Raw genomic sequence first — 24,689 nt, 5'->3', positions numbered from 1 at the left:
AGCCAAAAAATTGAAAGCGTTTTCAGAAATCCTTTTCAACTGTGATCCGCTTCAAAGCTTTTTGGCCTGCCTGCCACTAGCATAGGCCCCACGAATTAGGAGCCTGCGCTCCCGATTTTCCCGCTGTGGGAGGTAACTGGTCAATCCAGCTATTTCCTTCGTTACTTTCGACGGTCATCATGGATGGCCGTTTTTTTTTGCCAGGATTTTTGCCAATGACAACAGAATGTAAACAGCAGACGGGGATAGTGGGGGCGGGTTGGCTGGGGCTGCCGCTGGCGAGGGCATTGCAGGCGCAAGGCAAGGCCGTGGTGGTGACGGTCAGCTCGGCCGAGAAGGCCGCGCGCCTGACGGCCGAAGGGGTGGCGGCCTGGCCGCTGCAGCTGTCGGCCCGGCTGGACGCCTTGCCGCTGCACTGCCGCGAGCTGGTGATCTGTGTGCCACCGAGCAAGACGGAGGATTACCCGGCGGCCATCGCCCGCCTGTGCCAGCTGGCAAAGGCTGCGGGTGTGCAGCGGGTACTGTTCGTGAGCGCCACCTCGGTATGGGCGCCTGGGCAGGGGGAGGATGAACAGCCGGCTCCTGCCCACGCCCGCGGGACGCGGATGCTGGCCGCCGAGCAGGCGGTGCTGGATGCAGGTTTTGAGTGTGCCATGGTGTTGCGTCCCGCCGGTCTGTACGGTCCGGAACGCCATCCAGGGCGTTTCCTGGCGGGCAAGACCCTGGAGGGTGGTGGCCAGGCGGTGAACCTGGTGCATCTGGATGATGTGGTGGCCGCCTGCCAGCTGATGCTGGCACAAGGCAAGGATGGCGATGCCTACAACCTGAGTGCGTCGGTCCATCCGCGCCGCGAGCAGTTCTATCCCTTTGCGGCTCGCCAGCTCGGCCTGCCGACTCCGGTGTTTATCGAGCCAGCCGGGATCTTTGCCCCGGTCGAGGGTCAGCGCATTTGTGAGCAACTCGGTTTTGCCTATCGCTGGCCCGATCCGGCCCACTGGTTTGCCGAGCTGGCAGCACAGGGCAGCTGAGCATACCGCCCGGTTCTATGGGGTGGCATGGCGGCGGGGCACAGGCGGCTCCAATGGCTTGGCGCGGCGGGCAATTGAGGTTTGCCAAGGCGGGGCTCGCCCCCTATCATGCCGCCATCCATGATAGAGAGAGCGGTAATGATGGTAGATACAAGACGTCACCCCGATGGGGAGCTGTTGCTGAGAACCCTGGCAATGCCAGCCGATACCAACCCCAATGGCGACATCTTCGGGGGCTGGATCATGTCCCAGATGGATATAGGTGGGGGCATCATGGCCAAGGAGCTGGCAAAAGGACGTATTTGTACCGTTTCCGTCGAGGGCATGACCTTTCACAGCCCGGTCAAGGTAGGCGATGTGGTGTGCTGCTACGGGCGTTGCCTGAAGATTGGCCGCAGCTCCATGCGCCTTAAACTGGAGGTCTGGGTCAAGCCGGTGCTGCGTGCAAACGAAGCCCAGCGTTACTGCGTGACCGAGGGGATTTTCACCTACGTCGCCATCGACGATCAGGGCAAATCCCGCCCGGTTCCAGTCTGATCCGGCTCAGATCAGCCGGGCGTTGATGATGGATATTTCCTGCTCAAAGCCGGTTTTTTGCCGTATCATGCGTTCCAGCATCTCTTCCGAGCCGACACACTGCTCAGTGTCGAACAGGCAGAGATCGCACTGGGGATCCCGTCTGATCTGATAGACGGTGGAAAGCTCCACTTGATGACAATTTCCTTGTTGATCATAAAATGTCACGCGGTACTGGTGCTGTCTCGCCATCGTTGAATTCCTTCTGGATGCGCCGGGCCGGACACGAATCATGAGCCTAGTCGGCTGCGATGACATTTGTGATGGTCATGACACAATGCAGAGGCAGGTGGTTGTTAGCCAATGAAAAATAGTTATCGCATTCTGGGAACGTCGCTGCTGACGTTGGGGTTGGTCGGCTGTTTCGAGGTGCCGGATCAGGATCATCTGGTGACGGCGCAGGGCATCATTCCCGGCGTCAATTGCCAGAAGCCGCCGCTGGTAGCGCTGGCGTCCACCGCCTTGCCCCGCGAGTTTGGCATCACCGTCTGGAACCTCTACAAGGGTCAGCGTAAAAACTGGCGCGAGGGGCTGGACGAGTATGCGAAATCCCAGGATCTGGTGCTGCTGCAGGAGTCGGCGACCCGCCCGGACATGCTGGCGTGGCTCAAGGCCGGTGAGTTCCAGTGGCAACAGTTACAGGCGTTCACCCAGGGTGGCGTCTCGTTTGGCGTCATGACGGTCGCCAAAACGCCACAGGCCTTCGTCTGCGGCGTTCGTTCGCCAGAGCCTCTGCTACGCATTCCCAAGTCCGGTCTGGTCAGCCTGTACCCCTTGCAGGGCGATCCTGACGGTGTGCTGGTGGTGAACCTGCATGCGGTCAACTTCGAACTGGGCATGGCCACCTTCCGCGAGCAGCTCAATGATCTGACCGCCCTCATCCATCGCCATCAGGGCCCTGTCATTCTGGCGGGGGATTTCAACACCTGGAGCGACAAGCGCGAATTCTGGCTGAACAAGCTGGTGGGCGAGCTGGGGCTGCAGGAAGCCATTCCGGTGCCGGATCTGCGCCGTACCGCGTTTGGTCGTCCGCTGGATCACCTCTACTACCGCAATCTGGACCTGGTGGAAGTGAGCAGCCCGGCGACCGACGCATCGGATCACAATCCCATCATGGCGCGCTTCGCGGCCCAGGCCATCACTCCCTGATGGCCCTCGGCTGCACCAACAGCCTGCGCTGATAAAAAAACACCCTGCACTTGGCGGGGTGTTTTTTTATGAAGTGACGGCGGCTCAGCTGTTGTTCTTCACGAACAGGGTCAGCTCCTGACCCGGCTTGAGGTAGTCGCTCTTGCCGAGCTGATTCCAGCGCATCACATCCATCACGGCGACCTGAAAGCGGGCGGCGATGGAGGAGAGGGAATCCCCCCGACGAACCTGATAGACCATGGACTTGTTGCTGCTCTTGCCCTGCTTGGGCCAGACCACCAGTTTCATGCCGGGTTTCAGGGCCGACCTGGCGTTAAGACCGTTCCACTTGGCCAGCTGATCATGGGTCACCCCGTGTGCCTGGCTGATGCTCCAGAGGTTGTCACCGGAACGGACCTTGTACTGGATCTTGCTGCCGCTGCGACTGGCAATCTGCTGCGACTTGCTCTGGGCTGCCTGACTGGTGACCTGTTTGCTGCCACCGGTCGGGATCATCAGGGTCTGGCCACGGCGCAGGTTGTTGCCACGCAGATTGTTGGCCAGCTTGAGCTGTTGCACGCTCACCCCGTGATTCTGGGCGATGCGGGAGAGGGTATCGCCACTGGTGACCTGATAGGAGCGGGTGCGGATGCGCTCGCTCTGGGGCAGATCGGCCAGGGCCAGTTCCAGGGTATCGGCATATTCGACCGGTACCAGCAGGCGATAGGGGCCCTGAGGCGAGGTCGACCAGCGGCTCAGAGCCGGATTGACCTCTTTCAACTGGGCCGGGCGCAGACCCGCCAGCTGGGCGGCCACGTTCAAATCGATCTGGCCCCCCGTGTTGACCACCCGCAGTTGCGGTTTGTTGGCCAGTACCGGCAGGGTGACATTGTATTTCTCCGCGTTGCGGATCATGTCAGCCATGGCCAGGATCTTGGGCACATACATCCGGGTCTCACGGGGCAGATCGAGGGACCAGTAGTCGGTTGGACGACCGGCCTTCTGATTGCGGACTATGGCATTGCGCACGCGCCCTTCACCGGCATTGTAGGCGGCCAGCGTTTGCAGCCAGTCACCATCAAAGAAGCGGTTCAGGTACTCCAGATAATCCAGCGCGGCATTGGTGGAAGCCAATACATCGCGGCGGCCGTCATACCAGCTGTCGTGGCGCAGGCCGAAGTTCTTGCCGGTCGCAGGGACGAATTGCCACAGACCGACCGCATTGCTGCGGGAGCGGGCGTGGGGATCGAACATGCTCTCGATCATGGGGATGGTAATAAGCTCCATTGGCAGCTCACGCCGTTCGATTTCCTCTACCATCAGATACAGGTAGGGCTCAGCCCGGCTGGCAATGGTCGCCAGATGCTTATCATTGCGTAGTAACCAATCGCGCTGCTGGCGGACACGGTCGTTCTCCTGCGGATCAAACTGCATATCATCGCTGATACGCACCCACAGGTTCTCGGTGTCATCCAGTTCGTCTATCTGTTCGTCACCAAACAGGAAGCGCGCAGAATGTTTTTTATACGCTTTTTTGTTGACTTGGGGGGACTTGATCGGCTCGATTGCCGTTAGCGCCCGGTCATCCTGATGGCTCAGGTTTTGGCAGCCGCTGAGAAACAGCGCCGCCAATAAGGCCGTTCGTACCTTCATCTCGCTCAGGTCATCTCTTGAAAAACAGCTGGCATCATAAGGGGCAATGGCCTCCTGATCAAGGTTTGTTCAAAAAACGTCCTTCCAGCTGCGTAGCACGGCGAAGGTATCCTCTGGATTTTCCAAGCATTTTAAGGCGTGTTTCTCAGCAGAAAATTTCACGGAATCCTGTTCGCAGCGCAGAAAAACGTTGAACTCACGCTCATCACCCAGCCGGGAGGGGAGACTCGGCAGGCCCTGCTGGCGCAGTTTGCTGATCAGCCCGATCCGCTGCTGGATCGCCCTGTTGTCAGGCTCGACCGCGTAGGCGAAACGCAGGTTGGAGAGGGTGTACTCATGGGCACAATAGATGAGGGTGTCGTCGGGCAGGGCGGCGAGCCGTTGCAGCGAGTCATGCATCTGGGCCGGGGTCCCTTCGAACAGGCGACCGCAACCGGCGGAGAAGAGCGTATCACCACAGAACAGCATGCCATGGCCGTGGTAGGCGATGTGGCCCAGGGTATGGCCTGGCACGTGGATAACATCCAGGCTCAGGCCATGCCAGTTGATCTGATCCCCGTCATCGAGCCACTGACCGTGGTGATCGGGCATGGGATCATGTTTGGGACCATAGAGTCTTGCATGGGGGAAGTGAGTGAGCAGGGCGGTGACGCCACCCACATGATCCTGGTGGTGGTGAGTCAGCAGGATGGCGTCGAGTTGCAGCTCCAGCACCGCCAGCCGCTCCAGCACGGGGGCCGCATCGCCAGGGTCGACCACCAGACAGTGATTTTCGTGTCGGATCAACCAGATGTAGTTGTCGTTAAAGGCTGGAACTGTGATCACTGGATACATGAGTCTGCTTCTCTTTATGGAGGGTATCTTATATAACTGGATGGCGTTCGAACCCCAAGTTGAGCCCTATTATGCAGTTGGCACGTACCGAACAACAAATCGAGATCCCGACCAGCTGGTCGGCGCTACCCATGGGGGACTGGGTGGCGGCCGAGATCCAGGAGCGGCTCGACAGCTGGTGCCCACATCTGTTTGGTTATCATCTGCTTAAAGTCGGCGCCCTGAGCGCCGAGCTCTCCTGTGGCTGCTCTTCCATCCGCCATCAGATAGGGGTGGCGACCAGTGGTCGGCTGCTGGATATCCAGGGCGATCCACTGGCCTTGCCGGTACGAACCGGCAGCGTGGATGCCTGTCTGCTCGCCCATTGTCTCGATTTCTCGCCCGACCCCCATCAGGTGCTGCGTGAAGCCGAACGTGTGTTGACCGACGATGGCTGGCTCATCGTCAGCGGCTATAACCCGCTCAGTCTGGTTGGTATCGGTCATTGTCTGCCTTTCCTGCGTCAACATCTGCCCTGGTCGGCTCGCATGTTCACCCCGGCGCGGGTCACCGACTGGTTGCAACTGCTCGGTTGCGAGGTGATGTTTGATGAGCGCTTCGGCTATTCGTTCATGAGCAAGCAGAGCCGGATCGGCTGGTGGCGGGAGAGTGTGGGGCGGGATTACTTCAGACCCTTTGCATCTGTCTATGTGATAGCGGCGCGCAAGCGGCGTTTTCCACTCATCCCGGTGCGCCGTCGCTGGCGTTTGCCTGAGTCGATAGCGGCACCGGGCATGGCGCGTCAGGGCTGGTAACCCATATCCTAGACGAACAACTCGCGACCGCTCGGGTCAAAGACGCTCGTCACCCTTTGACAGGTGGGGTCAGGGTTGATAGCCGGTGTCTTCGGCGAGTTGCTTGCCACTGGCGGCATCGCGCGCCAGCTCATCGCAGCGTTCATTCTCGGGGTGACCCGAGTGTCCCTTGACCCAGAGCCACTCGATCTGATGGCGGGCCACTTCCGCATCCAGCTCCTTCCAGAGATCGACGTTCTTGACCGGCTGACGGTTTGAGGTCATCCATCCCTTCTTCTTCCAGCCGATGATCCACTGGGTGATCCCCTGGCGCACATACTGGCTGTCGGTGGTGAGCCGTACCTGGCAGGCCGCATTGAGGGTGCGCAGCCCCATGATGGCGGCCATCAGCTCCATCCGGTTATTGGTGGTCAGCCGAAAACCACCGGAAATCTCCTTGCGGTGATCGCCATAGACCAGGACGGCACCATAGCCACCCGGGCCAGGATTGCCTAGGCAGGAACCATCCGTGTATAAATCAATGTGTTTTAACATGAGCAATCGATCTTTTTTAGCATGAGTCTTGGGGTAAACTAGCGGGTAAGGCCGAAGTTTGACATAGATTGGATCATGAACACACCCCAACTGAATCGCCAGATCATTCTGGATACTGAAACCACAGGTATGAACACCGCCGGTGGCCCCATCTATCTGGGACACCGCATCATAGAGATCGGCTGTGTGGAGGTGATCAACCGCAAGCTGACCGGCAATCACTACCACGTCTATATCAAGCCGGATCGGCTGGTGGATCCCGAGGCCATCCAGGTGCACGGCATCACGGATGCCTTCCTGGTCGACAAGCCCCCGTTCAGCCAGATCGCCAACGACTTCATCGAGTTCATCCGTGGCGCCGAGCTTATCGCCCACAACGCGCCCTTTGACGTGAGCTTCATGGACTACGAGTTCGGCAAGCTCGGACTCAACTTCAAGACCAAGGATATCTGCAGCATCACAGATACCCTGGCGATGGCGCGGGATCTCTTCCCGGGCAAACGCAACAACCTGGATGTGCTGTGCGATCGCTACGGCATAGACAACTCCCACCGGACCTTGCACGGGGCTTTGCTCGATGCGGAGATCCTGGCCGACGTTTACCTGCTGATGACGGGTGGCCAGACCAAGCTGAACCTGGCCACCGAAAGCCAGGAGAACGAGCGCAATCAGGACACCAGCATCCGTCGACTGGAGAGCAACCGCCCGCCACTCAAGGTCGTGCGTGCCGGCGCCGACATCGAAGCCGTGCACGAGGCGAGGCTGGATCTGGTCCAGAAGAAAGGAGGAGCCTGCCTGTGGCGGCAATGAGCAAGCTATGGAGCGGCCTGCTGCTGCTGACCTCGCTGACGGCCGGGGCCAACGAGGTGTTTGCCCCCTCCGACATTCCCCTGCTCGATAATCGCTTTCGCATCGATTACGGGGTAAAGGAGATCACCTTCATAGTGACGCGCAAGCCGGGTACCCCTTCGGTGATCTTGGTGCGGCCCGATGGCAGCAAGTTGTATGTCGGCAAGGTCACTCCGCCCGAGGTGGGCTGGCTGGCGCTCAAGGATCAGGATCTCATCACCATCCGTGACCCCATGCCGGGTCCCTGGCAGGCCATCGGCGAGGTGGATCCTGAAAACAGGGTACGCATCCTGTCGAACATCAAGCTGGAAACCGATCTGCTGCCGACCCAGCTCTATCAGGGGGAAATCGTCAAGCTCAAGTCCTGGTTGCTGATCGACGATGCCCCGCCCAAGGAGGGTTACTACCTCACGGATCTCGGCATGACGGTGAAGCTGCAGCGCTTCAACGATGCCAAGCAGCAGGGCGAGCCCATTCTGGATGAGGTGCTCGGCCACTATCGCGATGATGGCAAGGGGCTCGACGAGGTGCCGGGTGATGGCATCATGACCGCCAAGGCGGTGCTGGATGTCCCGGCCGGCAAATACAGAGCGCTCTACAGCACCGGCAATCAGGTCTTCTCGCGCGCCCGCTATCAGGATGTGCTGATCTACCCGCTACCGGTCGGTTATACCTTGGCGGCGCCGTCGAAAGAGTACGGTGCCCGGCTCTCCTTCCTGATTGACGGCGATGAGCTGGATCCCGCCTCCGTGATCATCAAGGGCAAGGCAACCAATACCGTAGGGGCCAGCATGGCGTTCAGCGCGGTGGCGACCGAACCCAGGGTGGAGGTCGATCTCTCCGTCATCAAGGAGGTGGGCCAATATGACGTGACGGCCACCCTGTTCGGGACCACCCGCCTGGGCCGCGAGATCCAGGTCACTCTGCCGGTCAAGTCATTCAACATCTTCCCCGTGCTGGCGCCGCCCCCTTCGGCCGCGTCCGCTGCTTCGGCAGCCGTACCCGATCAGGTGAAATTTGAGGAGAAAGAGAGCAGCGGCTGGCTGTTCTGGTTGCTGGGCGGTGTCGGTATCCTGGTGACTCTGCTCGGCGGGGTTGGGTTCATCCTGTTGCAAAAACGCCGGGCATTGCAAAAGGCGATGGCTGCGCAGAAGGCAGAGAATGAGGGGGCCAAATCCGAGGCCAAGCTGGACTTGAACCTGCCCGAGCAGTAAGAGTTTGCCCTGAATGAAAAAGCCGCCCTGTTGAGGCGGCTTTTTCATGTGTAGCGGTTGGCCAGTCGGGGTGAGGGAGGATCAGTGATCCCCGACGTAGATATCCTTGTGCTGATCACGGATCTCGAGGAACTTGTCCAGATTGGCCAGCATCAGCTCCACCAGCTGGGGATCGAAGTGCTGTCCCTTCTCCTCTTCAATCAGCGCCAGTACCTTGTCCAATGGCCACGCCTTCTTGTAGCAGCGATCCGAGCCCAGGGCATCGAACACGTCGGCCAGCGCTACCACTCGCCCTTCGAGCGGTATTGAATCGCCCTTGAGGCCGCGGGGATAGCCGCTGCCATTCCATTTCTCATGGTGGTTGCCGGCTATGGTGGCGCCTATCTGGAACAGCGCCAGATCGCTGCCGGAGAGCATGTCCTGCCCCAGCTGGGCGTGGGTCTTCATGATCTCCCACTCTTCCGGGGTCAGCTTGCCCGGCTTGTGGAGGATGGCATCCGGGATCCCCACCTTGCCGATGTCGTGCAGGGGGGAGGCGCGCTTGATGAGCTCGCTCTGCTCTTCGCTCATGCCGAGCAACTGGCAGAACAGCTCTGTGTAGAGGGCGACCCGCTTGACGTGCAGGCCAGACTCCTTGGAGCGGGTCTCCACCAGCTCACCGATGCGGTAGATGATCTCGCGCTGGTTGTCGGCGATGACCTCGTTGAGCCGGATATTTTCCAGCGCCACTATGATGTTTTCGGTAAACAGGCTCAGCAGGCCCGTGTCCATGTGGCTGAGATGGCGGGTCGTCTCGATATGAAACAGCAGGTGATGACGGGGATTCTGGCAGTAGAGCACCATCTGGTTGCCGTCATAGACGTTGGCGCGATTGGCCATGGCCTGGCGCAAGATCAGGGGTGCATCGACCAGCCGCACGGACGGATGGCCAGGCAGCAGGGGCTCCAGGATCTGATCCCGCACCTCGTAGGCAAACTGCTTTACATCATAGATCTGGGACTCTTCCAGATTGAGCAGGGCACCGAGCTGCTCCTGAGCTCCTTCGACAAACTGGCGCAGCGCCCGTTTCTCGAAGATCCCCTTGGAGGCTTCGATGACCTTCTCCAGCCCCTGGCGATTGCTCTCCAGGGTACGAATATCGCGATATGAACGCAGGCTGGCCCGCAACAGGGTCCGCAGCTTCTGGGAGGTGAGCTCTGTCTTGTCCTTGTAATCGTTGATGTCGTAGTTGGTGACCACATCATCTTCCGGCGCCTGACCCGGTTGTCCGGTTCGCAGCACTATGCGCACCATCTTGTTCTGCAGATCCTCGCGCACGAACTTGACTACATCGAGACCGGCGTGATCGACTTCCATGACAACGTCGAGCAGCAACAAGGCTACATCCGGGGTCTTGGCGAGCAACTCCTTGGCCTGCGCGGCTGAATAAGCATGCAAAAATTCAATGGGTTTGTTATCGAATTCAAACTTGCTCAGGGTGATCTTGGTGATGCGATGCACTTCGGGTTCATCGTCCACAATCATCACCTTCCATCCAGCCTGCTGGTTATCGAGAAGGGGCAGATCGTCATCGTCAATAATCAGGATTTGGTCATCCATCATGCAATCCTGTTTGGGATCCTGTGCTTACATTAACTGCTTCACTAAGGATAGGAAACTTATTGGGAAATAAAATTTGATCTGTGAAATCTCTTTGTTGTCATCGTGATCCAGGCCCATAAAAAACGCCTCCACATGGGAGGCGTTTGACTATTTTCCTGTGGGTCAGGCTGCTCTGTGATAGGCCGATGGCTCAAACAGGGCCTTGTTGGCAACCAGGTCGATGGGGTCAAAATCATCGACGTTGATGGTGCGCAGGCGGCTCTCTTCGGCACGGCGCAGCAAGTCAGCCTCGGTCTGGTTGAGCGCTCCCAGTGCCAGGCCTGCATCTGCCACCTTGTTCAGCTGCATAAACGGACGCTTGATACCGTCAGCCTTGCATACTTTCTCAAACAGCGGTTCGGCAGAGAGCACGTCATCGAGAGCCTGTTCCAGCAGACCGAAGGGGTTGCCCTCTTCGCGGGTCAGATACTGGCCCATGGCCAGACGGCTGCGGGTCTCGCTCGGCGTCTGCAGCAGACGGGCAACCTGGCTGTCCAGCTTGTCGCTCGGGCGCTTCATGTCACGGCCAAGGGGCAGCACTATGACGCGCAGGGCCAAGCCAATCCAGCGGTTCGGGAAGTTGCGCAGCAGCTCGTCGATCGCCTCTTGCGCCTTGAACATGGCATCCTGCAGCGCCCAGTGCAGCAGCGGCAGATCCGCCTGCTGACGACCCTCATCCTGATAACGCTTGAGGGCACTCGAAGCCAGATAGAGCTGACTCAGCACATCGCCCAGGCGGGCGGAGACCCGCTCCTTGCGCTTGAGCTCGCCGCCCAGGGTGCCCATCGCCATGTCTGACAGGAAGGCCAGGTTGGCAGAGAGGCGGGAGAGTTGCTGGTAGTAGCCCTTGGTCTGATCCTTGAACGGTGCGGGCGCAAGGCGAGCACCGGTCAGGCCCAGCCAGAAGCTGCGCACCAGGTTGCTGATGGCAAAGCCGACGTGACTGAACATCGCCTTGTCAAAGTCCTTCAGCGCCTGATCCTTGTCAGGGTGGCTGGCGGCCAGCATCTCCGGCAACACATAAGGGTGGCAGCGAATGGCGCCCTGACCGTAGATGATCATGCTGCGGGTCAGGATGTTGGCACCCTCTACCGTGACGGCGATGGGAGCACCCTGATAGCCACGGGCCAGATAGTTGTTGGGGCCCATGCAGATGGCCTTGCCGCCGTGGATGTCCATGGCATCTATGATGCACTTCTGGGCTCGGTCGGTGAGGTGGTATTTGACGATGGCGGAGATGACCGAGGGTTTTTCCCCCAGATCGATGCCGGTCACCGTCAGATTGGCGGCGGCGCCCATGATGTAGGCGTTGCCACCGAGACGGGCCAGCGGCTCTTCAATGCCTTCCATCTTGCCGATGGGCAGCTTGAACTGGCGACGGATGCGGCTGTAGGCGCCGGTCGCCAGGGCCAGCATCTTGACGCCGCCCGTGCTGTTGGAGGGCAGCGTGATGCCGCGGCCAACCGAGAGGCATTCAACCAGCATGCGCCAGCCCTGACCGGCCATGGCCGGGCCACCTATGATGAAATCGAGCGGCACGAACACATTGTCGCCACGGGTCGGGCCATTCTGGAACGGCACGTTGAGCGGGAAGTGGCGGCGACCGATCTCGACCCCCTTGATGTGGGTCGGGATCAGGGCACAGGTGATCCCCAGCTCCTCGTCTTCACCCAGCAGGTGATCCGGGTCACGCAGCTTGAAGGCAAGACCCAGTACGGTGGCGATGGGAGCGAGCGTTATGTAGCGCTTGTTCCAGGTCAGCCGCATGCCGAGCACCTCTTCCCCTTCCCATTCACCCTTGCAGATGATGCCGAAGTCGGGGATGGAGCCGGCGTCTGAACCCGCTTCAGGGCTGGTCAGCGCGAAGCAGGGGATCTCCTTGCCGATTGCCAGACGGGGCAGGTAGTGGTCTTTCTGCTCATCGGTGCCGTAGTGCTGCAGCAGTTCACCCGGGCCGAGCGAGTTGGGCACTCCCACGGTGGAAGCCAGCACGGCGCTGGCGCCACACAGTTTTTGCAGTACGCAGGACTGGGCATAGGCGGAGAATTCCAGACCACCGTATTTCTTCTTGATGATCATGGCGAAGAACTTGTTGTCCTTCAGGTATTGCCACACCTCGGGGGAGAGATCGGCCCGCTCGTGGGTCACTTCCCAGTCGTTGACCATGCGGCACACGTCTTCAACCGGACCGTCCATGAAGGCTTGCTCTTCGGCTGACAGCACGCTGACAGGGATGGCGTGCAGCTTCTTCCAGTTCGGGTTGCCGGCAAACAGATCGGCTTCCCACCAGGTGGTGCCCGCTTCGATGGCTTCCTTCTCGGTGCGGGACATCTCCGGCATGATGGACTTGTAGAGCTTGAACAGCGGCTTGGTCAGCTGATTGCGGCGAAAATCCACCAGATTGAGGGGGATGGCAATCACGGCGAACAGTGCCCACACCAGCAGGGGGACATGGCCATAGAATGTGCCGGCGACCAAGGCGGCGGCCGTGGCAAGCGTGGATGTGAACAGAGACGCCCGGCGATAAGCCATGGCGCCGATCACCAGGATCACCCCGAACAGAGTGAGGGTCGTCGTCATTTTTCGCTCCTTGCATGAGTTGCCGAAGTTGGGTGAAGAGTGGGTTGGCTGATCCAGAGGTCTGACCTGTTGGATATGGCCCCTGTTGTAATTCATACGCACAAACTTATCAAGCTGTTTACAAGCTTGTTACCTTGGCTCTGTGATCGGCATAACGTCCTGCAGGCGGCATCTTGACGGGCGGGGGGGCGACTCCGGGATTGGCTTGTGCGACAATGACATCGCCCATATTTTGGAAGAGACATCATGTACCAAGAACTGATCCGCAATGAATTGACCGAAGCTGCCGGCGTGCTCCAGGCGTTCCTGGCAGATGAGCAGAATCTGAAAAACATTGAAGCCGCCGCCAGGCTGCTCGCCGACTCCTTCAAGCAGGAAGGCAAGGTGCTCTCCTGTGGCAACGGGGGCTCCCACTGCGATGCCATGCATTTTGCCGAAGAGCTGACCGGCCGCTATCGCGAGAACCGTCCCGGTTATGCCGGCATCGCCATCTCGGATCCCAGCCACCTCTCCTGCGTCTCCAACGACTTTGGCTATGACTATGTGTTCTCCCGTTATGTGGAAGCGGTCGGCCGTCGTGGTGACGTGCTGCTCGGTATTTCCACCAGCGGCAACTCAGGCAACATCCTCAAGGCCATCGAAGCCGCCCATGCCAAAGGCATGAAGGTGATCGCGCTGACCGGCAAGGATGGTGGCAAGATGGCGGGTCTGGCCGACGTCGAAATCCGGGTGCCGCACTTTGGCTATGCCGACCGCATTCAGGAAGTGCACATCAAGGTGATCCATATCCTGATCCAGCTGGTCGAAAAAGAGATGGCCAAGTAAGGCAGCATGTCCAGCCGGGATGTGCGAGCCTCTCCAGGCCATGTCCCGGTTGTGCCTGTCCGATAAGCGGCGGGATCGGCGGTGCTCTGCATCTGGCTGGTCCCGCTGATTGAAAAAGATGGCCCAGTAATTAAGGAGTCCGCTGCTTATGTGCGAACTGCTCGGCATGAGTGCCAATGTGCCGACCGACATCTGCTTCAGCTTTACCGGTCTGATGCTGCGCGGCGGCAAGACGGGGCCACACAAGGATGGCTGGGGGATCACCTTCTATGAGGGGAGGGGGTTTCGCACCTTCAAGGATCCCGAGCCCAGTGCCCAGTCACCGATAGCCAAGCTGGTACAGGCGTTGCCCATCAAGAGCCGCGCCGTGGTCAGTCATATCCGGCAGGCGAACCGCGGCTGCGTGTCGCTGGAAAATACCCATCCGTTCACCCGTGAACTGTGGGGCCGCTACTGGACCTTCGCCCACAATGGCCAGCTGACCGGTTACAAGCGACTCGCCACCGGACGGCACCGCCCGGTGGGGGACACCGACAGCGAGCACGCATTTTGCTGGCTGCTCAACCGGCTGGAGCAGAAATATCCCAAGCGTCCCGCCAACTTCCCTGCCATGTTTCGCCATCTGGCCACCCTGTGCGACGAGTTGCGCGGACTCGGGGTATTCAACATGCTGCTGTCGGATGGGGAATTTGTGATGACCTATTGCAGCAACAACCTGCACTGGCTTACCCGGCGGGCGCCCTTTGGCGAGGCCAGATTGTTGGATGAAGATGTGGCCATCGATTTCCAGAGTGAGACGACCCCGGATGATGTGGTGACCCTGATCGCGACCCGTCCGCTGACCGGCAATGAAGATTGGGTCAGGATGGCGCCAGGCGAGTTCAGCCTGTTTCGGCTGGGTGAGCGCGTATGCGGCAGTCAGGATCGGTAATCATCTGATTTAAATATAAAAAAATACCAGGGTAGAATCCTACCCTGGTTCTTCGCAGCAGCCATACAGGCAAAAGGGATGAGAGAGGTGTTGCTGAGTCGCATCATTCTCACGGCCTCCATTGTTATTTAAATGTTAATTTGTTGGCAACATTTATGTTTCAATCCGACCTGCCTATCGCCACATTACTAGAACCGGATCACATTTTTCGTTTTGCGGCCGTTCGCCGATCGACAAGCAGAAGGTGAGTGAGGGGTGACGCTGTCACGCCGGGCATCTATAGTATGTTCTGTTTGAATACCGCCAAATGAGGGACTTAGGGATGGAATGGTTGGATCAGAAGGTGCTGCGACAGCTGGCGGAAGACATAGGCCAGGAGATGATGCCGGTGGTGATCTCGGTGTTCATCGAGGAAGTGGGAGAGCAGCTCGCCCAGCTGCGACCGCTCTATGAACGGCGGGACTGGCCTGCGCTGGCGCGGCTTGCCCACAGCATGAAATCCTCCTGCGGCAGCTACGGCGCCCAGCTCAGCTACCAGCAGGTGGTGGCACTGGAGCTGGCCTGCAAGCATGAAGATGCCGATGACGTCGCCCGGCTGCTGACCCAGCTGGAGCAATCCCTGCCCCAGGTGCTCTCTCACCTTGCCAACTACCACTGAGCTTGCTGCGCAGGGGGGAACCAGCCGGTTCACCGCTGCGCGTAGCTGCCATCAGCGTTGATTGACCAGTTGCTGGATCACCCGATCCAGCGCCAGCTTGAGTTTCAGTCTGTCGTGGCGATGGGGGAGCTCGGCCTCACCCAGCTCGGCCTGGATCAGGCGGCTGGCCAACTCGGCCGGATACTCCCCTGTGGGCGCCAGAATGGCATCGACACGACCCGTACCGACCCGTGACTCCAGCCAGCGCCATTGGTTGATCAGACTCAGCTGACTGGCGGGGCCATTCTCGGCCACCAGATTGCAGATGAACACCAGCATGGCATCGCTCTCATTGATGGCTTGCGCCACCTCGGCCAGCAGCAGGGGCGGCATGATGGAGGTGAGGAAGCTGCCGGGCCCGAGTATAATCATGTCGGCCTGAGCCAGCGCCTGCACCGCCTCGCGAGTCGCCGGTACTTCCGGGCTCAGGCTCAGGGAGAGCGGTGGCGTATCGAGCTGATCGATGGAGACCTCTCCCAGGATCTGCTTGCCACAGACGGTGTGGGCACACAGGTCGGTGGGAAATTCTGACATGGGTAACAATTGTGACTCTATTTTCAGCATGTCACTGATGAGCTTGATAGCATCAAGAGGGCGTACGCAGAGGTTGTCGAGCGCCAGCAGCATCAGGTTGCCGAGGTTGTGACCCGCCAGCTCACCGCGGCCGGCGAAGCGATATTCAAACAACAGACTGCCGATACTGGGATCCGTCACCAGCTGATTGAGGCAGTTGCGCAGATCTCCCCAGGCGATACACTCCTGGCTCTTGCGCAGGCGCCCAGTGGATCCGCCATCGTCCGTGGTGGCGACTATGCCGGTCAGCCGCTGGCCGAGAAACGAGAGTGAAGAGAGCACGCGGCCCATGCCGTGGCCGCCACCGATGGCGACGACCCGGTCAAAGTCATTGATGTTTTTCTGCCACATGCAGCCGTCCTGTGGTTGGGCTCAATTGAGGGCCATTCTAGCCGATGAAATCAGATAATTGTTTGATAAAGGTATGATTTTTGCTTACCCCCAGCATCATGAACAACTAGGAGATGGTGTTGAACTTTCTGACGGCTCACTCTCTTGAAGAGACCTCCCTGCTGGCTGCCCGGCAGGTCAGTGAGCGGCTGCTCGCTCAATCGCCTCATTCCCCTTCGCTGTTATTGGTCTATTTTACCCAAGCTCATGATGCCGAGGAACTGCGCCATCACCTCAAGCAGCAGTTTCCGACGACCCGACTGATAGGGTGCAGCTCCTGTGGCGGCGTCATGACCCAGGTTGGCCACCACGCCCGTCAGGGGATAGGGCTGGCGGTGGCCGCCCTCTACGATGACAAGGGAGCCTATGGGGTGGCGGGGCAGGCGGGGGATGAGGTGGATATTCGCCAGCTGTTGCGCGCCGCCATCGCCGATGGCGGGCGTCCCGGCGAGCTGCCTCAGCTCATCCTGTTGCACGCCAGCCCGGGTCAGGAGGAGGCGATGCTGGCCAGTATCGAAGCCGAGCTGGGAACGACCGTCCCTGTCGTGGGAGGCTCGGCGGCCGACAACAGTGTCAGCGGTGATTGGCAGTTGTGCTGGGATGAGGGCAGTGCCCGCGAGGGCGTGGTGCTGGCGGTGCTCTATCCCGATTGCCAGCTGGCGTTCCAGTTTCATTCGGGCTATGTCCCGACCGAGCATCGCGGCACCATTACCGCCCTGGCAGGGCGCGAGATCCTCACCATAGATCATGAGCCCGCCGCCGAGGTCTACGCTCGCTGGACCGGGCGAACCACTGCCTGGCCTGTGGGACCCATACTGCGGGATACCACCCTCTCGCCGCTGGCCCGCCAGGTGGGCACCCTGGACGACATGCCCTACTACAAGCTCTCCCATCCCGAGGCGGTGACAGAAGGTGGCGGATTGCGCCTCTTCACCGATACCCGGCTCGGTGAGCGGCTGCTGTTGATGTACAGCAGTCAGGAAGGCTTGCTGCAACGCAGTCTGAATGCGACCCGCATCGAACCCGAGTACGGCATGACCGCCGAGATGCAGCCGTTCGGGGCCCTAGTGATCTTTTGTGCTGGTTGTCGCTTGGCTCTTGGTGATAGCTTATGCCAATTCGTCGATCAATTTCACACCCGGCTGGGGGAGATCCCCTTCATTACCCCGTTCACCTTCGGTGAGCAGGGGCGTCTGCCCCACGGTGAGCTGGCACACGGCAACCTGATGGTATCGAGCGTGATCTTCCTCGACAGCTGATATATGGCGCTGGAAACAAGATGATAGGTAATACGGAATTGGAAGCCCTGGGTGACAAGCTGCAGACCACGCTGGTGGAGCTGGTGCGTTGTCGGGAACGCGAGGCTAAGTACCGCCAGGAGTCGCAGACCCTGCTGTGCGGGGTCGCGACGCTGGCCGATGCCCAGACCCTGGAGCAGGTGCTGGACAGCCTCATCCAGGCGCTCAAGCCCTTCATCGGTTTCGAACATGCGGATGTGGTGGCCTGGGAAGCTGGCAGTGGCATCACCCACCTCAGCACCCAGGATGGCGAGGTGGGACGCCGCTGGCAGCTGACCCCGCTCTTCTCTCGCGCCATCGAGGGGGAGACCCTGGTCATCTATGACCCGACCCAGTTGCCCGAGCTGGCGCCACTGGCCGATGTGGCCGGCTGGGCCAGCGTCATGATGACGGGGTTGCGCGCCCCCGGTTTCTCCGGCGTCCTCATCTGCCGTCACGCCGTGATGGGCACCTTCGATCTCAAGAGCAAGGCTGCGATGCAACGCTGCCGTCCGCTCATCTCCCAGGCGCTGGTCAACATCGCCTATCGGGCTCGCTTGCAGGAGCAGGTCGAGCTCAAGACGCTGGCACTGCAGACCAGCGAGCAGCGTTTTCGCAGCTTCGCCGGCATGGCCTCCGACTGGTTCTGGGAGACGGACACGGAGCACAGGCTCAGCTATGTGTCGGCGCCCGGCTATCAGGGGGATGTGAAAGCGCATCCGCCCGGTCAGAGTCTCTACGATTACGTCTATGATCGGCGGGATCCCGAGTGGGGCAAGTACCGCCGTCTCATCGAGCTGCATCTGCCGGTGCGGGCGGTACGAGCCCAGGTCAGCCTGGCCAGGGGCCCCTGCTGGATGGAGATCAACGCCGAGCCCTGCTTTGACGCCGCCGGTGTCTTCATCGGCTATCGGGGCACGGCGCGGGATGTGGGCAACCAGATCCGCCGCGAGCAGGAGCTGGCCCGGGCACGGGATGAGGCTGAGGCGGCCAACCGTGCCAAGTCGCAGTTCCTGGCCATGATGACCCACGAGATCCGCTCCCCCATGAATGCGGTGCTGGGCATGCTGGATCTGTTGCAACATGCCCAGCTCGAACCTCAGCAGCAGACCCTGCTCGGGCATGCCACCCACTCGGCCCGTCTGCTGCAGACTATCATCGACGATGTGCTCGATTTCTCGAAAATCGAATCCCATACCCTGGAGTTTCATTGCGAGACCCTGCTCCCCACCCAGCTGTGCCAATCCCTGATCGAACCGCTGCAAGAGCGCGCCAGGAGCAAAGGCATAGCCCTGCGCTGGCGGGTGGATGAGGCGGTTCCGCCCCAGTTGCAGGGGGATCCGGTGCGCCTGTCGCAGGTGATCAGCAACCTGCTCGGCAACGCGGTGAAGTTCACCAGCCAGGGCAGCGTCTTGCTGCAACTGGACTGGCACGAGCAACGGCTGCGGGTGTCGGTGACCGATACCGGGATCGGCATCTCGGCCGAGGATCAGGCGCTCCTGTTCGAGCCCTTCTCCCAGGTTGACAGCTCGGCGACCCGCCGTTTCTCCGGGACCGGGCTGGGGCTGGCCATCAGCAAACGGCTGGTGGAGCTGATGGGCGGGGAGATCCGCCTGCAGAGCGCGCCCGGCCAGGGCAGCTGCTTCTGGTTCGAGCTGCCCGGCATGGCGCTGCCGTGCGAGTGCAGCAGCCGGCCCGAGCCGGATCAATTGCCCATTCAGGATCTGGATGTGCTGGTGGTGGAAGACAGCCCGGTCAACCAGCTGGTGGTGTCCCTCATGCTGCAAAAACTGGTGAGCCGGGTACGGCTCGCGGCCAATGGCCTGGAGGCGCTGGCCCAGGTGGCGGAGCTGCAGCCGGATCTCATCCTGATGGACATGCGGATGCCGCAGATGGATGGGCTGGAGGCGACTCGCCGCTTGCGGGAACTGGGCTGCAAGGTGCCCATCGTGGCCTTGACGGCCAATGCCATGGCCGAAGACAGGGCCCGTTGTCTGGCCCAGGGAATGGATGATTTTCTGGCCAAGCCCATCAGCCTGATGCGACTGAGAGAGTGCCTGCAGCGCCATATCAGCCCAGTGTTGCCGGATCGCAGGTAAAAAAAATGGTCAACCTGGGTGGTTGACCAATTCTTCAGCAAATACTGAAGAGAGCACGGGATAAATCGGGTTGTACGATTCTATATGAAAAAGTCGTGCCAACTTTTCAGAACCTGTTTATGCGGCTTGCGGCTGTGTTATTGCTTTTTATCGATCACCGCCGTTTGCAAAATGCGAAATTCTTATTTTCATTGTGGGAATATTCGCATTTTGCAATGTTCTCTTTGACTCACTGTGCGATCAGTCGGCGCAGGAATTGACGGGCCGCTTCGCTATTTTGTTTGGCAATCAACATCTGTTTTTCGTAGATGGGCATGGGCAGAATTTCGAGCCAGCGTTGGCAGAGCCAGGCCGCATCGTCAAACTGCTTGTCCGGGTAGAGCTCATCGAGCTCCGGATACTGCTCGAACACTTCCCGCAGCCGGGTGACCAGCGGTTTGTCACTGAAGTCTGAATGGGCGCTCGGCCAGTTGGGCAGCGCTTCGACCTTGGCCCGGCGCAATCCCATCTCGTCCGTTTCCATCTCATGGATGCAGAAACGTTCCATGCCGAGCACAGTGACGCCGAGCAGGCCGTCATTCAGGGTGTAGAAATCGGTCACCTTCACCCGGGTGCCGACCGGCAGTATGCGCCCGGACTTGCCCGTGGTGGTCGCCTCTTCCATCACTATGCCGAAACCCTGGTCATTGATGAATGACTCTTTGAGCATCTGCAGGTGGCGCGGTTCAAACAAACGCAGCGGAAGCTTGCCACCAGGCAGTATGTGGGAAGGCAAGGGGAACAATGCCAAGGGTTGAAGTTTCATGTTCCGTCCTCCATTGAGTAGTTGCTGAATAGGACAATGCAGCGACTGTGCCAGAGGATGAAAAAGGCCCCGGAATGGGGGTGTTAGTCTCTAAATTGAGTCTGAAATTTATTAATAATCAGATATTTATATTTTTATCTTTTTTGCCAAGGTGATCCCGTAGTCAGCTGAATACGGCCGGATCCTGAGTACTCGCCCCCTGCTCTCTTTGCGTCCTGAATTGAAGCGCATCGCATCTTGCAAAGAGCCAAGTGCAAAATGCGCATGGCCGTTGCGGCGGCGTGCAAGCCGCGTCGCTGGCCTGAGTACAAGGTGCGAGCAGGCAGGGGAGCCTGGTTCGATAAGCGAGAAGATAGAAGCGTGCCGCAGTGACGGATGCGGTGAATCGGCGGGTGAATTCCGCTTCCACACAAGCGGGAGTGTGTGGTCGCCCATCTCGCTTGTTGTGGGGTGAAGGGTGGCGGGTCGGGTGTCGGGCGGATGTAGCGCAGATAAGGAAAGCCCCGACGATGCGGGGCTTTGGTTTTTCTCTCAAGCTGATCAAGGCATGAATAGAGCGAAGCAAGGCGCTCGGTTGCCTGCGTTCATCCACCTCTGCCAGCGCGCGTTAGTTGCGCTGCTCCAGGTACATGACGGCCGCTTCGACGCGGCTCTGGGCCTCGAGTTTCTTCAGCAGACTCTTCACGTGTACCTTGACCGTGCCCTCGGAAATATGGAGCACGGAGGCGACCTGTTTGTTGGAGAGGCCCTTGGCAATCTCGCGCAGGATCTGCATCTCGCGACGGGTCAGGCTCTCCAGCTTCTGCTGCAGATGGTCCAGCTCGTAGATGTTCTCGAGGTAGGGGCGCAGCGGCTCGCTCAGGATCTGCTTGCCGGTCATCACGTCCGCCAGCTGGGCCAGCAGCATCTCTGGCTCGGTATCCTTGAGCAGATAGCCATCGGCGCCGGCCTTGAGCAGGGCGACCACGTCCTGGCGGGCATCCGAGACGGTCAGGATCACCACCCGGGAGGTGACCTCTTCGGTGCGCAGCGCCTTGAGGGTATCCAGACCGGAGAGGCCTTTCATGTTGAGGTCGAGCAGGATCAGATCCGGTTCGGACTCCTTGGCCATGGCGACGGCGTCGGTGCCGTTGGACGCTTCACCGACCACCTCTATGTTCTCTTCCAGGGCCAGCAATTGCACAATCCCTTTGCGCATGAGGGGATGGTCATCCACGACCAGAACACTATATTTCATCTCGTCCATCAGGCATCTCTTGTTAGGCTGGTGGGAAAGGTCAGATGTACGCAGGTGCCTCTGGGCGGCTGCTCACTGATGGTCAGCAGACCATGCAACTTGCTGGCACGCTCATTCATGATGCTAAGGCCATAGTGGTTGACCGCCGAGCTTGCGATCCCTATTCCAACACCGTCATCTGAAATCTGAACCTGAATGTTACCATTGGCGAGGGTCTCACAGCTAACATCAATCACTTGCGCGTTGGCATGTTTGATGGCGTTGAGCACTGCCTCACGGATCAGCTGCAGGATATGGATATGCTGGCCCGCCTCCAGATCCGTATCGGCCAGACCGTAATGGAGCCCGATCTCGGCCTGGGTCTGTGGCTTGAGCTGTTCCAGCATCACCTTGATGGCTTCCCCCAGATTGGCGTCACCTATGCTGAGGCGGAAGGTGCCGAGCAGCTCGCGCAGCTGGGTGTAGGCGCTGCTGAGCCCCTCGTCGATCTGTTGCATGGCGGCCTCTGTCTTGGCGGATTCCCCCTTGGCGAAGGCGCGTTTGAGCAGGGTGGACTGGATCTTGAGATAGGAGAGCGCCTGGGCCAGCGAGTCGTGCAGCTCGCGGGCGATGACGGCTCTCTCTTCCATCAGCAGCAGCCGCTGATGTTGCAGCAGGGTCTGATCCTTGTGCAGCACCTGGGCCAGCAGCATGGAGAAGTTCTTCATCAGCCGCTCGTCTATGGGGTGGCTGCTGATCACGTCAAGCCGGCCGTACTCCTGCTCATCCATCTGCAGATGAAAGCTCACCACTGAGTCGAGATCGCCGGGCCAGCCCTTGCGCCCCGTGATGTAGTCCGGCATGGCGTTGTGTTCGAAGCGGGTCAGCCGTATGTGGTCTATGTGCTGATGGGCCGCGGCCCGCTCCAGCAGCTTGAGCAGGGTGCGCCGGCTCAGCGGCGCCGCATGCAGCTTCTGGGCTGTGCTGTAGAGGAAGGAGAGGGTGTCGTTGGCCTGCTGCAGCTTGGCGGTCTTCTCTTCCACCTTGCTCTCCAGCTCCCGATAGAGTTTGCCCAGCTCGTCGGCCATGGTGACGAAGGCGCCCGACAGCTCCCCCAGCTCGTTCTCGCAATGGGGGGGCAGGGTGAGATCGAACTCCTGGCGCTGGATCTGGCGGGCGCAATAGACCAGCTGGTTGAGCGGTGCCACCACCTGCTGGCGGGTAAACCGCACGGTAAACCAGGCGATGGTGATGATGGAGAGCAGCCCCAGCCCCTCCGCCAGCGCCAGCATGCGCACCTTGAACTCCACGTGGTACTGCATCTGGTTGACGAAGTCGTCGATGGCCGCCACAAACTGCTCAGTGTTGTCTGTGTAGCGTCTGGGGGTGGCATTCTCGATGTGTTCGCGCATCACCTGCCATTGCAGCAACACCTCGCCATAGGTGCGGCGCAGGGAGGCAGGGGTGATCCAGCGCTGGGTCTCCTGCAACTCGGCCGCATGCAGCGTCTGTTCAAACTGATCGAGTCGTCCCAGCACGGGCTGCCCCTGCTCTATCTCGTAGGCCATGCGGTAGGCCTGCATCCGCAGCGAACCCGACAGGTTGATCGCCTTGGCATCGGGCACCGAGTAGAACAGGGTCACCATGGCCACCACGGCGATCAGGCTTGCCATGAACAGAATGAGCACCATGGAGCGCCCGATGGCGCTGCTGACCGAATGCACTTTGAACCACTTTCCCATGCTGATCGTCTTCCTTCGCATCAGACAATAACCCCACAAAGTAGCATGGGAGTGTACTCCAACTTGTGCTAGCATCGAAAAACTAGATGAACTCCGAGCTGTTTTGCCTAAGTCCTTGCGATAGGGGAAAACCGCCGTCAGCCGATGTTCGAGCTGTAAGGGTCAGGAAAGAAATGCCCTGGCCTCCCGTATTTGGAAAGGTGTTTATGTCGCCACTGCAAGATGGTTTTTCCCGTCGTTTTTACTATTTGCGCCTGTCGGTTACCGATGTGTGCAATTTTCGTTGTACCTACTGTTTGCCCGACGGCTATCGTCCCCCGGACGGTAACAAAGAGGGGCGCAAGTCGTTTCTCTCGCTGGACGAGATCCGCCGCATTGTCTCGGGCTTCGCCGCCATGGGCACCCGCAAGGTGCGCCTGACCGGAGGCGAGCCCTCTCTGCGCCGGGACTTCACCGCCATCATAGAGACGGTGGCCAATACCCCTGGCATAGAGAAGGTGGCCATGACCACCAATGGCTACCGCTTGAAAGAGCGCGCCCAGGAGTGGTTCGATGCGGGCCTCACCGCCCTCAACGTCAGCGTCGACAGTCTGGATCCCCGTCAGTTTCACCAGATCACCGGTGAGAACAAGCTGGCGGAGGTGATGGACGGGATCGAAGCGGCGCTGGCCGCCGGTTTCAAATCGGTGAAGATCAATGCGGTGCTGCTCAAGGGGCTCAATGACCATCAACTGGATGCGTTTCTGGCCTGGATCCGGCACAAGCCCATCGAGCTGCGTTTCATCGAGCTGATGCAGACCGGCGAGATGGATACCCTGTTTCAGAACCATCACGCCAGCGGTGACCTCATCAAGCAGCGGCTGCTCGAGAGTGGCTGGGTCCAGCAGTTGCGTGGTGCGGACGATGGTCCGGCCCAGGTCTTCATGCATCCTGAGTCAATGGGGGGCGTGGGGCTCATCATGCCCTACAGCAAGGATTTCTGTGCCGGTTGCAACCGGCTGCGGGTCTCCTCCGTGGGCAAGCTGCACCTGTGTCTGTTCGGTGACAGCGGGGTGGAGCTGCGTGATCTGCTGGCGGCAGACAACCAGCAGGATGCGCTGCAACAGCGCATTCGTGCCGCCCTCACCGGCAAGGCTGCATCCCACCGTCTGCACGAGGGCAATGCCGGCATGACCCCTCATCTGGCCTCCATCGGCGGCTAACCCTCAGGTGGGCTTGAAAAAATAGCCATCGATTAATAAGCAATCCTCAAATGGGGGTATTTTCACCGGCCCCCCTTCTCTCTCTTGACGCCAAGGGTTTG

At 59.8% G+C, this 24,689-nt stretch carries 22 protein-coding genes and 1 riboswitch; of the genes, 12 read left to right on the top strand and 10 right to left on the bottom strand.

The window, feature by feature from the left end; translation table 11 throughout:
• Positions 1-215 precede the first annotated feature (215 nt).
• Together AACQ95_RS08140 and yciA are read left to right on the top strand one after the other, a co-directional pair.
• The gene (locus tag AACQ95_RS08140; RefSeq protein ID WP_241278276.1) at positions 216-1,028 is read left to right on the top strand and encodes an SDR family oxidoreductase; all 813 of its coding nucleotides are present in this window, start codon (positions 216-218) and stop codon (positions 1,026-1,028) included.
• A 138-nt stretch (positions 1,029-1,166) separates the two neighbouring features.
• Complete coding sequence (gene yciA / locus AACQ95_RS08135) at positions 1,167-1,565, top strand: acyl-CoA thioester hydrolase YciA (protein ID WP_080741131.1); 399 nt, start codon at positions 1,167-1,169, stop codon at positions 1,563-1,565.
• 6 nt (positions 1,566-1,571) lie between these two features.
• On the opposite strand, the gene AACQ95_RS08130 is transcribed toward yciA, so the two are convergent.
• Positions 1,572-1,796 (bottom strand): hypothetical protein, encoded by a 225-nt coding sequence (locus AACQ95_RS08130; protein WP_042872430.1) that lies wholly within the window; start codon positions 1,794-1,796, stop codon positions 1,572-1,574.
• 111 nt (positions 1,797-1,907) lie between these two features.
• Between AACQ95_RS08130 and AACQ95_RS08125 the strand changes: the two genes are divergently transcribed.
• A complete protein-coding gene (locus AACQ95_RS08125) occupies positions 1,908-2,753 on the top strand; it encodes an endonuclease/exonuclease/phosphatase family protein (RefSeq protein ID WP_042872428.1) in 846 nt (281 codons plus the stop codon).
• An 84-nt stretch (positions 2,754-2,837) separates the two neighbouring features.
• Here the strand turns inward: AACQ95_RS08125 and AACQ95_RS08120 are convergent, their stop codons facing one another.
• Both AACQ95_RS08120 and gloB read right to left on the bottom strand, forming a co-directional pair.
• Complete coding sequence (locus AACQ95_RS08120; protein WP_241278275.1) at positions 2,838-4,385, bottom strand: lytic transglycosylase; 1,548 nt, start codon at positions 4,383-4,385, stop codon at positions 2,838-2,840.
• A 69-nt stretch (positions 4,386-4,454) separates the two neighbouring features.
• A complete protein-coding gene (gene gloB / locus AACQ95_RS08115) occupies positions 4,455-5,219 on the bottom strand; it encodes a hydroxyacylglutathione hydrolase (RefSeq protein ID WP_043138498.1) in 765 nt (254 codons plus the stop codon).
• Between the two features lie 71 nt (positions 5,220-5,290).
• Between gloB and AACQ95_RS08110 the strand changes: the two genes are divergently transcribed.
• A complete protein-coding gene (locus AACQ95_RS08110) occupies positions 5,291-6,013 on the top strand; it encodes a class I SAM-dependent methyltransferase (protein ID WP_043138495.1) in 723 nt (240 codons plus the stop codon).
• Between the two features lie 69 nt (positions 6,014-6,082).
• Here the strand turns inward: AACQ95_RS08110 and rnhA are convergent, their stop codons facing one another.
• The gene (rnhA, locus tag AACQ95_RS08105) at positions 6,083-6,547 is read right to left on the bottom strand and encodes a ribonuclease HI (protein WP_042872419.1); all 465 of its coding nucleotides are present in this window, start codon (positions 6,545-6,547) and stop codon (positions 6,083-6,085) included.
• Positions 6,548-6,622: 75 nt separating this feature from the next.
• Here rnhA and dnaQ point away from each other — a divergent pair, with 75 nt between their 5' ends.
• Positions 6,623-7,357, top strand: a complete 735-nt coding sequence (gene dnaQ / locus AACQ95_RS08100; RefSeq protein WP_042034628.1) for a DNA polymerase III subunit epsilon — start codon at positions 6,623-6,625, stop codon at positions 7,355-7,357.
• Complete coding sequence (locus AACQ95_RS08095; RefSeq protein ID WP_043138491.1) at positions 7,354-8,610, top strand: TIGR03503 family protein; 1,257 nt, start codon at positions 7,354-7,356, stop codon at positions 8,608-8,610. Before dnaQ ends, AACQ95_RS08095 begins: the two co-directional genes overlap by 4 nt.
• Positions 8,611-8,691: 81 nt before the next feature.
• Here AACQ95_RS08095 and AACQ95_RS08090 read toward each other — a convergent pair whose 3' ends face one another.
• The gene (locus tag AACQ95_RS08090; protein WP_241278274.1) at positions 8,692-10,209 is read right to left on the bottom strand and encodes an HD domain-containing phosphohydrolase; all 1,518 of its coding nucleotides are present in this window, start codon (positions 10,207-10,209) and stop codon (positions 8,692-8,694) included.
• Between the two features lie 165 nt (positions 10,210-10,374).
• A complete protein-coding gene (gene fadE / locus AACQ95_RS08085) occupies positions 10,375-12,831 on the bottom strand; it encodes an acyl-CoA dehydrogenase FadE (RefSeq protein WP_241278273.1) in 2,457 nt (818 codons plus the stop codon).
• 246 nt (positions 12,832-13,077) lie between these two features.
• On the opposite strand from fadE, the gene lpcA reads away from it, so the two are divergent.
• The 3 genes from lpcA to AACQ95_RS08070 all read left to right on the top strand — a co-directional run bounded on the left by lpcA (position 13,078) and on the right by AACQ95_RS08070 (position 15,245).
• Positions 13,078-13,656, top strand: a complete 579-nt coding sequence (gene lpcA, locus AACQ95_RS08080; RefSeq protein WP_042872411.1) for a D-sedoheptulose 7-phosphate isomerase — start codon at positions 13,078-13,080, stop codon at positions 13,654-13,656.
• A 148-nt stretch (positions 13,657-13,804) separates the two neighbouring features.
• Complete coding sequence (locus AACQ95_RS08075) at positions 13,805-14,587, top strand: class II glutamine amidotransferase (protein WP_042872409.1); 783 nt, start codon at positions 13,805-13,807, stop codon at positions 14,585-14,587.
• A gap of 322 nt (positions 14,588-14,909) precedes the next feature.
• Positions 14,910-15,245: an Hpt domain-containing protein gene (locus tag AACQ95_RS08070; RefSeq protein ID WP_043138484.1), complete on the top strand. Its 336-nt coding sequence runs from the start codon at positions 14,910-14,912 to the stop codon at positions 15,243-15,245.
• Between the two features lie 51 nt (positions 15,246-15,296).
• On the opposite strand, the gene AACQ95_RS08065 is transcribed toward AACQ95_RS08070, so the two are convergent.
• Entirely contained in the window at positions 15,297-16,208 is a 912-nt protein-coding gene (locus AACQ95_RS08065; RefSeq protein ID WP_043138482.1) for a gluconeogenesis factor YvcK family protein, read from the bottom strand.
• Positions 16,209-16,321: 113 nt separating this feature from the next.
• Here AACQ95_RS08065 and AACQ95_RS08060 point away from each other — a divergent pair, with 113 nt between their 5' ends.
• Entirely contained in the window at positions 16,322-17,506 is a 1,185-nt protein-coding gene (locus AACQ95_RS08060) for an FIST signal transduction protein (RefSeq protein WP_098984474.1), read from the top strand.
• 20 nt (positions 17,507-17,526) lie between these two features.
• Entirely contained in the window at positions 17,527-19,623 is a 2,097-nt protein-coding gene (locus AACQ95_RS08055; protein ID WP_241278272.1) for a hybrid sensor histidine kinase/response regulator, read from the top strand.
• A 229-nt stretch (positions 19,624-19,852) separates the two neighbouring features.
• Here the strand turns inward: AACQ95_RS08055 and AACQ95_RS08050 are convergent, their stop codons facing one another.
• The 3 genes from AACQ95_RS08050 to narQ all read right to left on the bottom strand — a co-directional run bounded on the left by AACQ95_RS08050 (position 19,853) and on the right by narQ (position 23,386).
• The gene (locus tag AACQ95_RS08050; protein ID WP_042872396.1) at positions 19,853-20,428 is read right to left on the bottom strand and encodes an LON peptidase substrate-binding domain-containing protein; all 576 of its coding nucleotides are present in this window, start codon (positions 20,426-20,428) and stop codon (positions 19,853-19,855) included.
• 607 nt (positions 20,429-21,035) lie between these two features.
• Positions 21,036-21,674, bottom strand: coding sequence for a two-component system response regulator NarL (gene narL, locus AACQ95_RS08045; protein ID WP_011705476.1), 639 nt, complete (start codon positions 21,672-21,674; stop codon positions 21,036-21,038).
• Positions 21,674-23,386: a nitrate/nitrite two-component system sensor histidine kinase NarQ gene (gene narQ, locus AACQ95_RS08040; RefSeq protein WP_043138475.1), complete on the bottom strand. Its 1,713-nt coding sequence runs from the start codon at positions 23,384-23,386 to the stop codon at positions 21,674-21,676. The genes narL and narQ overlap by 1 nt, the downstream gene beginning before the upstream one ends.
• A 79-nt stretch (positions 23,387-23,465) precedes the next feature.
• Positions 23,466-23,605: riboswitch (molybdenum cofactor riboswitch) on the top strand.
• On the opposite strand from narQ, the gene moaA reads away from it, so the two are divergent.
• On the top strand, positions 23,593-24,588 hold the full coding sequence (gene moaA, locus AACQ95_RS08035) for a GTP 3',8-cyclase MoaA (protein WP_098984473.1): 996 nt from the start codon (positions 23,593-23,595) through the stop codon (positions 24,586-24,588). (Overlaps the previous riboswitch by 13 nt.)
• Positions 24,589-24,689 lie beyond the last annotated feature (101 nt).

This window comes from Aeromonas sp. MR19 (assembly GCF_963899305.1).
Classification (GTDB): Bacteria; Pseudomonadota; Gammaproteobacteria; order Enterobacterales; family Aeromonadaceae; genus Aeromonas; species Aeromonas bestiarum.
Note: the sequence above shows the minus strand (reverse complement) of the source record. Positions and strands in the feature narration are given on the sequence as shown.

Excerpts from the sequence above, each read along its gene's own strand:
- AACQ95_RS08140 (WP_241278276.1), top strand. The coding sequence starts at position 216 with ATGACAACAGAATGTAAACAGCAGACGGGGATAGTGGGGGCGGGTTGG.
- yciA (WP_080741131.1), top strand. The coding sequence starts at position 1,167 with ATGATGGTAGATACAAGACGTCACCCCGATGGGGAGCTGTTGCTGAGA.
- AACQ95_RS08130 (WP_042872430.1), bottom strand. The coding sequence starts at position 1,796 with ATGGCGAGACAGCACCAGTACCGCGTGACATTTTATGATCAACAAGGA.
- AACQ95_RS08125 (WP_042872428.1), top strand. The coding sequence starts at position 1,908 with ATGAAAAATAGTTATCGCATTCTGGGAACGTCGCTGCTGACGTTGGGG.
- AACQ95_RS08120 (WP_241278275.1), bottom strand. The coding sequence starts at position 4,385 with ATGAAGGTACGAACGGCCTTATTGGCGGCGCTGTTTCTCAGCGGCTGC.
- gloB (WP_043138498.1), bottom strand. The coding sequence starts at position 5,219 with ATGTATCCAGTGATCACAGTTCCAGCCTTTAACGACAACTACATCTGG.
- AACQ95_RS08110 (WP_043138495.1), top strand. The coding sequence starts at position 5,291 with ATGCAGTTGGCACGTACCGAACAACAAATCGAGATCCCGACCAGCTGG.
- rnhA (WP_042872419.1), bottom strand. The coding sequence starts at position 6,547 with ATGTTAAAACACATTGATTTATACACGGATGGTTCCTGCCTAGGCAAT.
- dnaQ (WP_042034628.1), top strand. The coding sequence starts at position 6,623 with ATGAACACACCCCAACTGAATCGCCAGATCATTCTGGATACTGAAACC.
- AACQ95_RS08095 (WP_043138491.1), top strand. The coding sequence starts at position 7,354 with ATGAGCAAGCTATGGAGCGGCCTGCTGCTGCTGACCTCGCTGACGGCC.
- AACQ95_RS08090 (WP_241278274.1), bottom strand. The coding sequence starts at position 10,209 with ATGGATGACCAAATCCTGATTATTGACGATGACGATCTGCCCCTTCTC.
- fadE (WP_241278273.1), bottom strand. The coding sequence starts at position 12,831 with ATGACGACGACCCTCACTCTGTTCGGGGTGATCCTGGTGATCGGCGCC.
- lpcA (WP_042872411.1), top strand. The coding sequence starts at position 13,078 with ATGTACCAAGAACTGATCCGCAATGAATTGACCGAAGCTGCCGGCGTG.
- AACQ95_RS08075 (WP_042872409.1), top strand. The coding sequence starts at position 13,805 with ATGTGCGAACTGCTCGGCATGAGTGCCAATGTGCCGACCGACATCTGC.
- AACQ95_RS08070 (WP_043138484.1), top strand. The coding sequence starts at position 14,910 with ATGGAATGGTTGGATCAGAAGGTGCTGCGACAGCTGGCGGAAGACATA.
- AACQ95_RS08065 (WP_043138482.1), bottom strand. The coding sequence starts at position 16,208 with ATGTGGCAGAAAAACATCAATGACTTTGACCGGGTCGTCGCCATCGGT.
- AACQ95_RS08060 (WP_098984474.1), top strand. The coding sequence starts at position 16,322 with ATGGTGTTGAACTTTCTGACGGCTCACTCTCTTGAAGAGACCTCCCTG.
- AACQ95_RS08055 (WP_241278272.1), top strand. The coding sequence starts at position 17,527 with ATGATAGGTAATACGGAATTGGAAGCCCTGGGTGACAAGCTGCAGACC.
- AACQ95_RS08050 (WP_042872396.1), bottom strand. The coding sequence starts at position 20,428 with ATGAAACTTCAACCCTTGGCATTGTTCCCCTTGCCTTCCCACATACTG.
- narL (WP_011705476.1), bottom strand. The coding sequence starts at position 21,674 with ATGGACGAGATGAAATATAGTGTTCTGGTCGTGGATGACCATCCCCTC.
- narQ (WP_043138475.1), bottom strand. The coding sequence starts at position 23,386 with ATGGGAAAGTGGTTCAAAGTGCATTCGGTCAGCAGCGCCATCGGGCGC.
- moaA (WP_098984473.1), top strand. The coding sequence starts at position 23,593 with ATGTCGCCACTGCAAGATGGTTTTTCCCGTCGTTTTTACTATTTGCGC.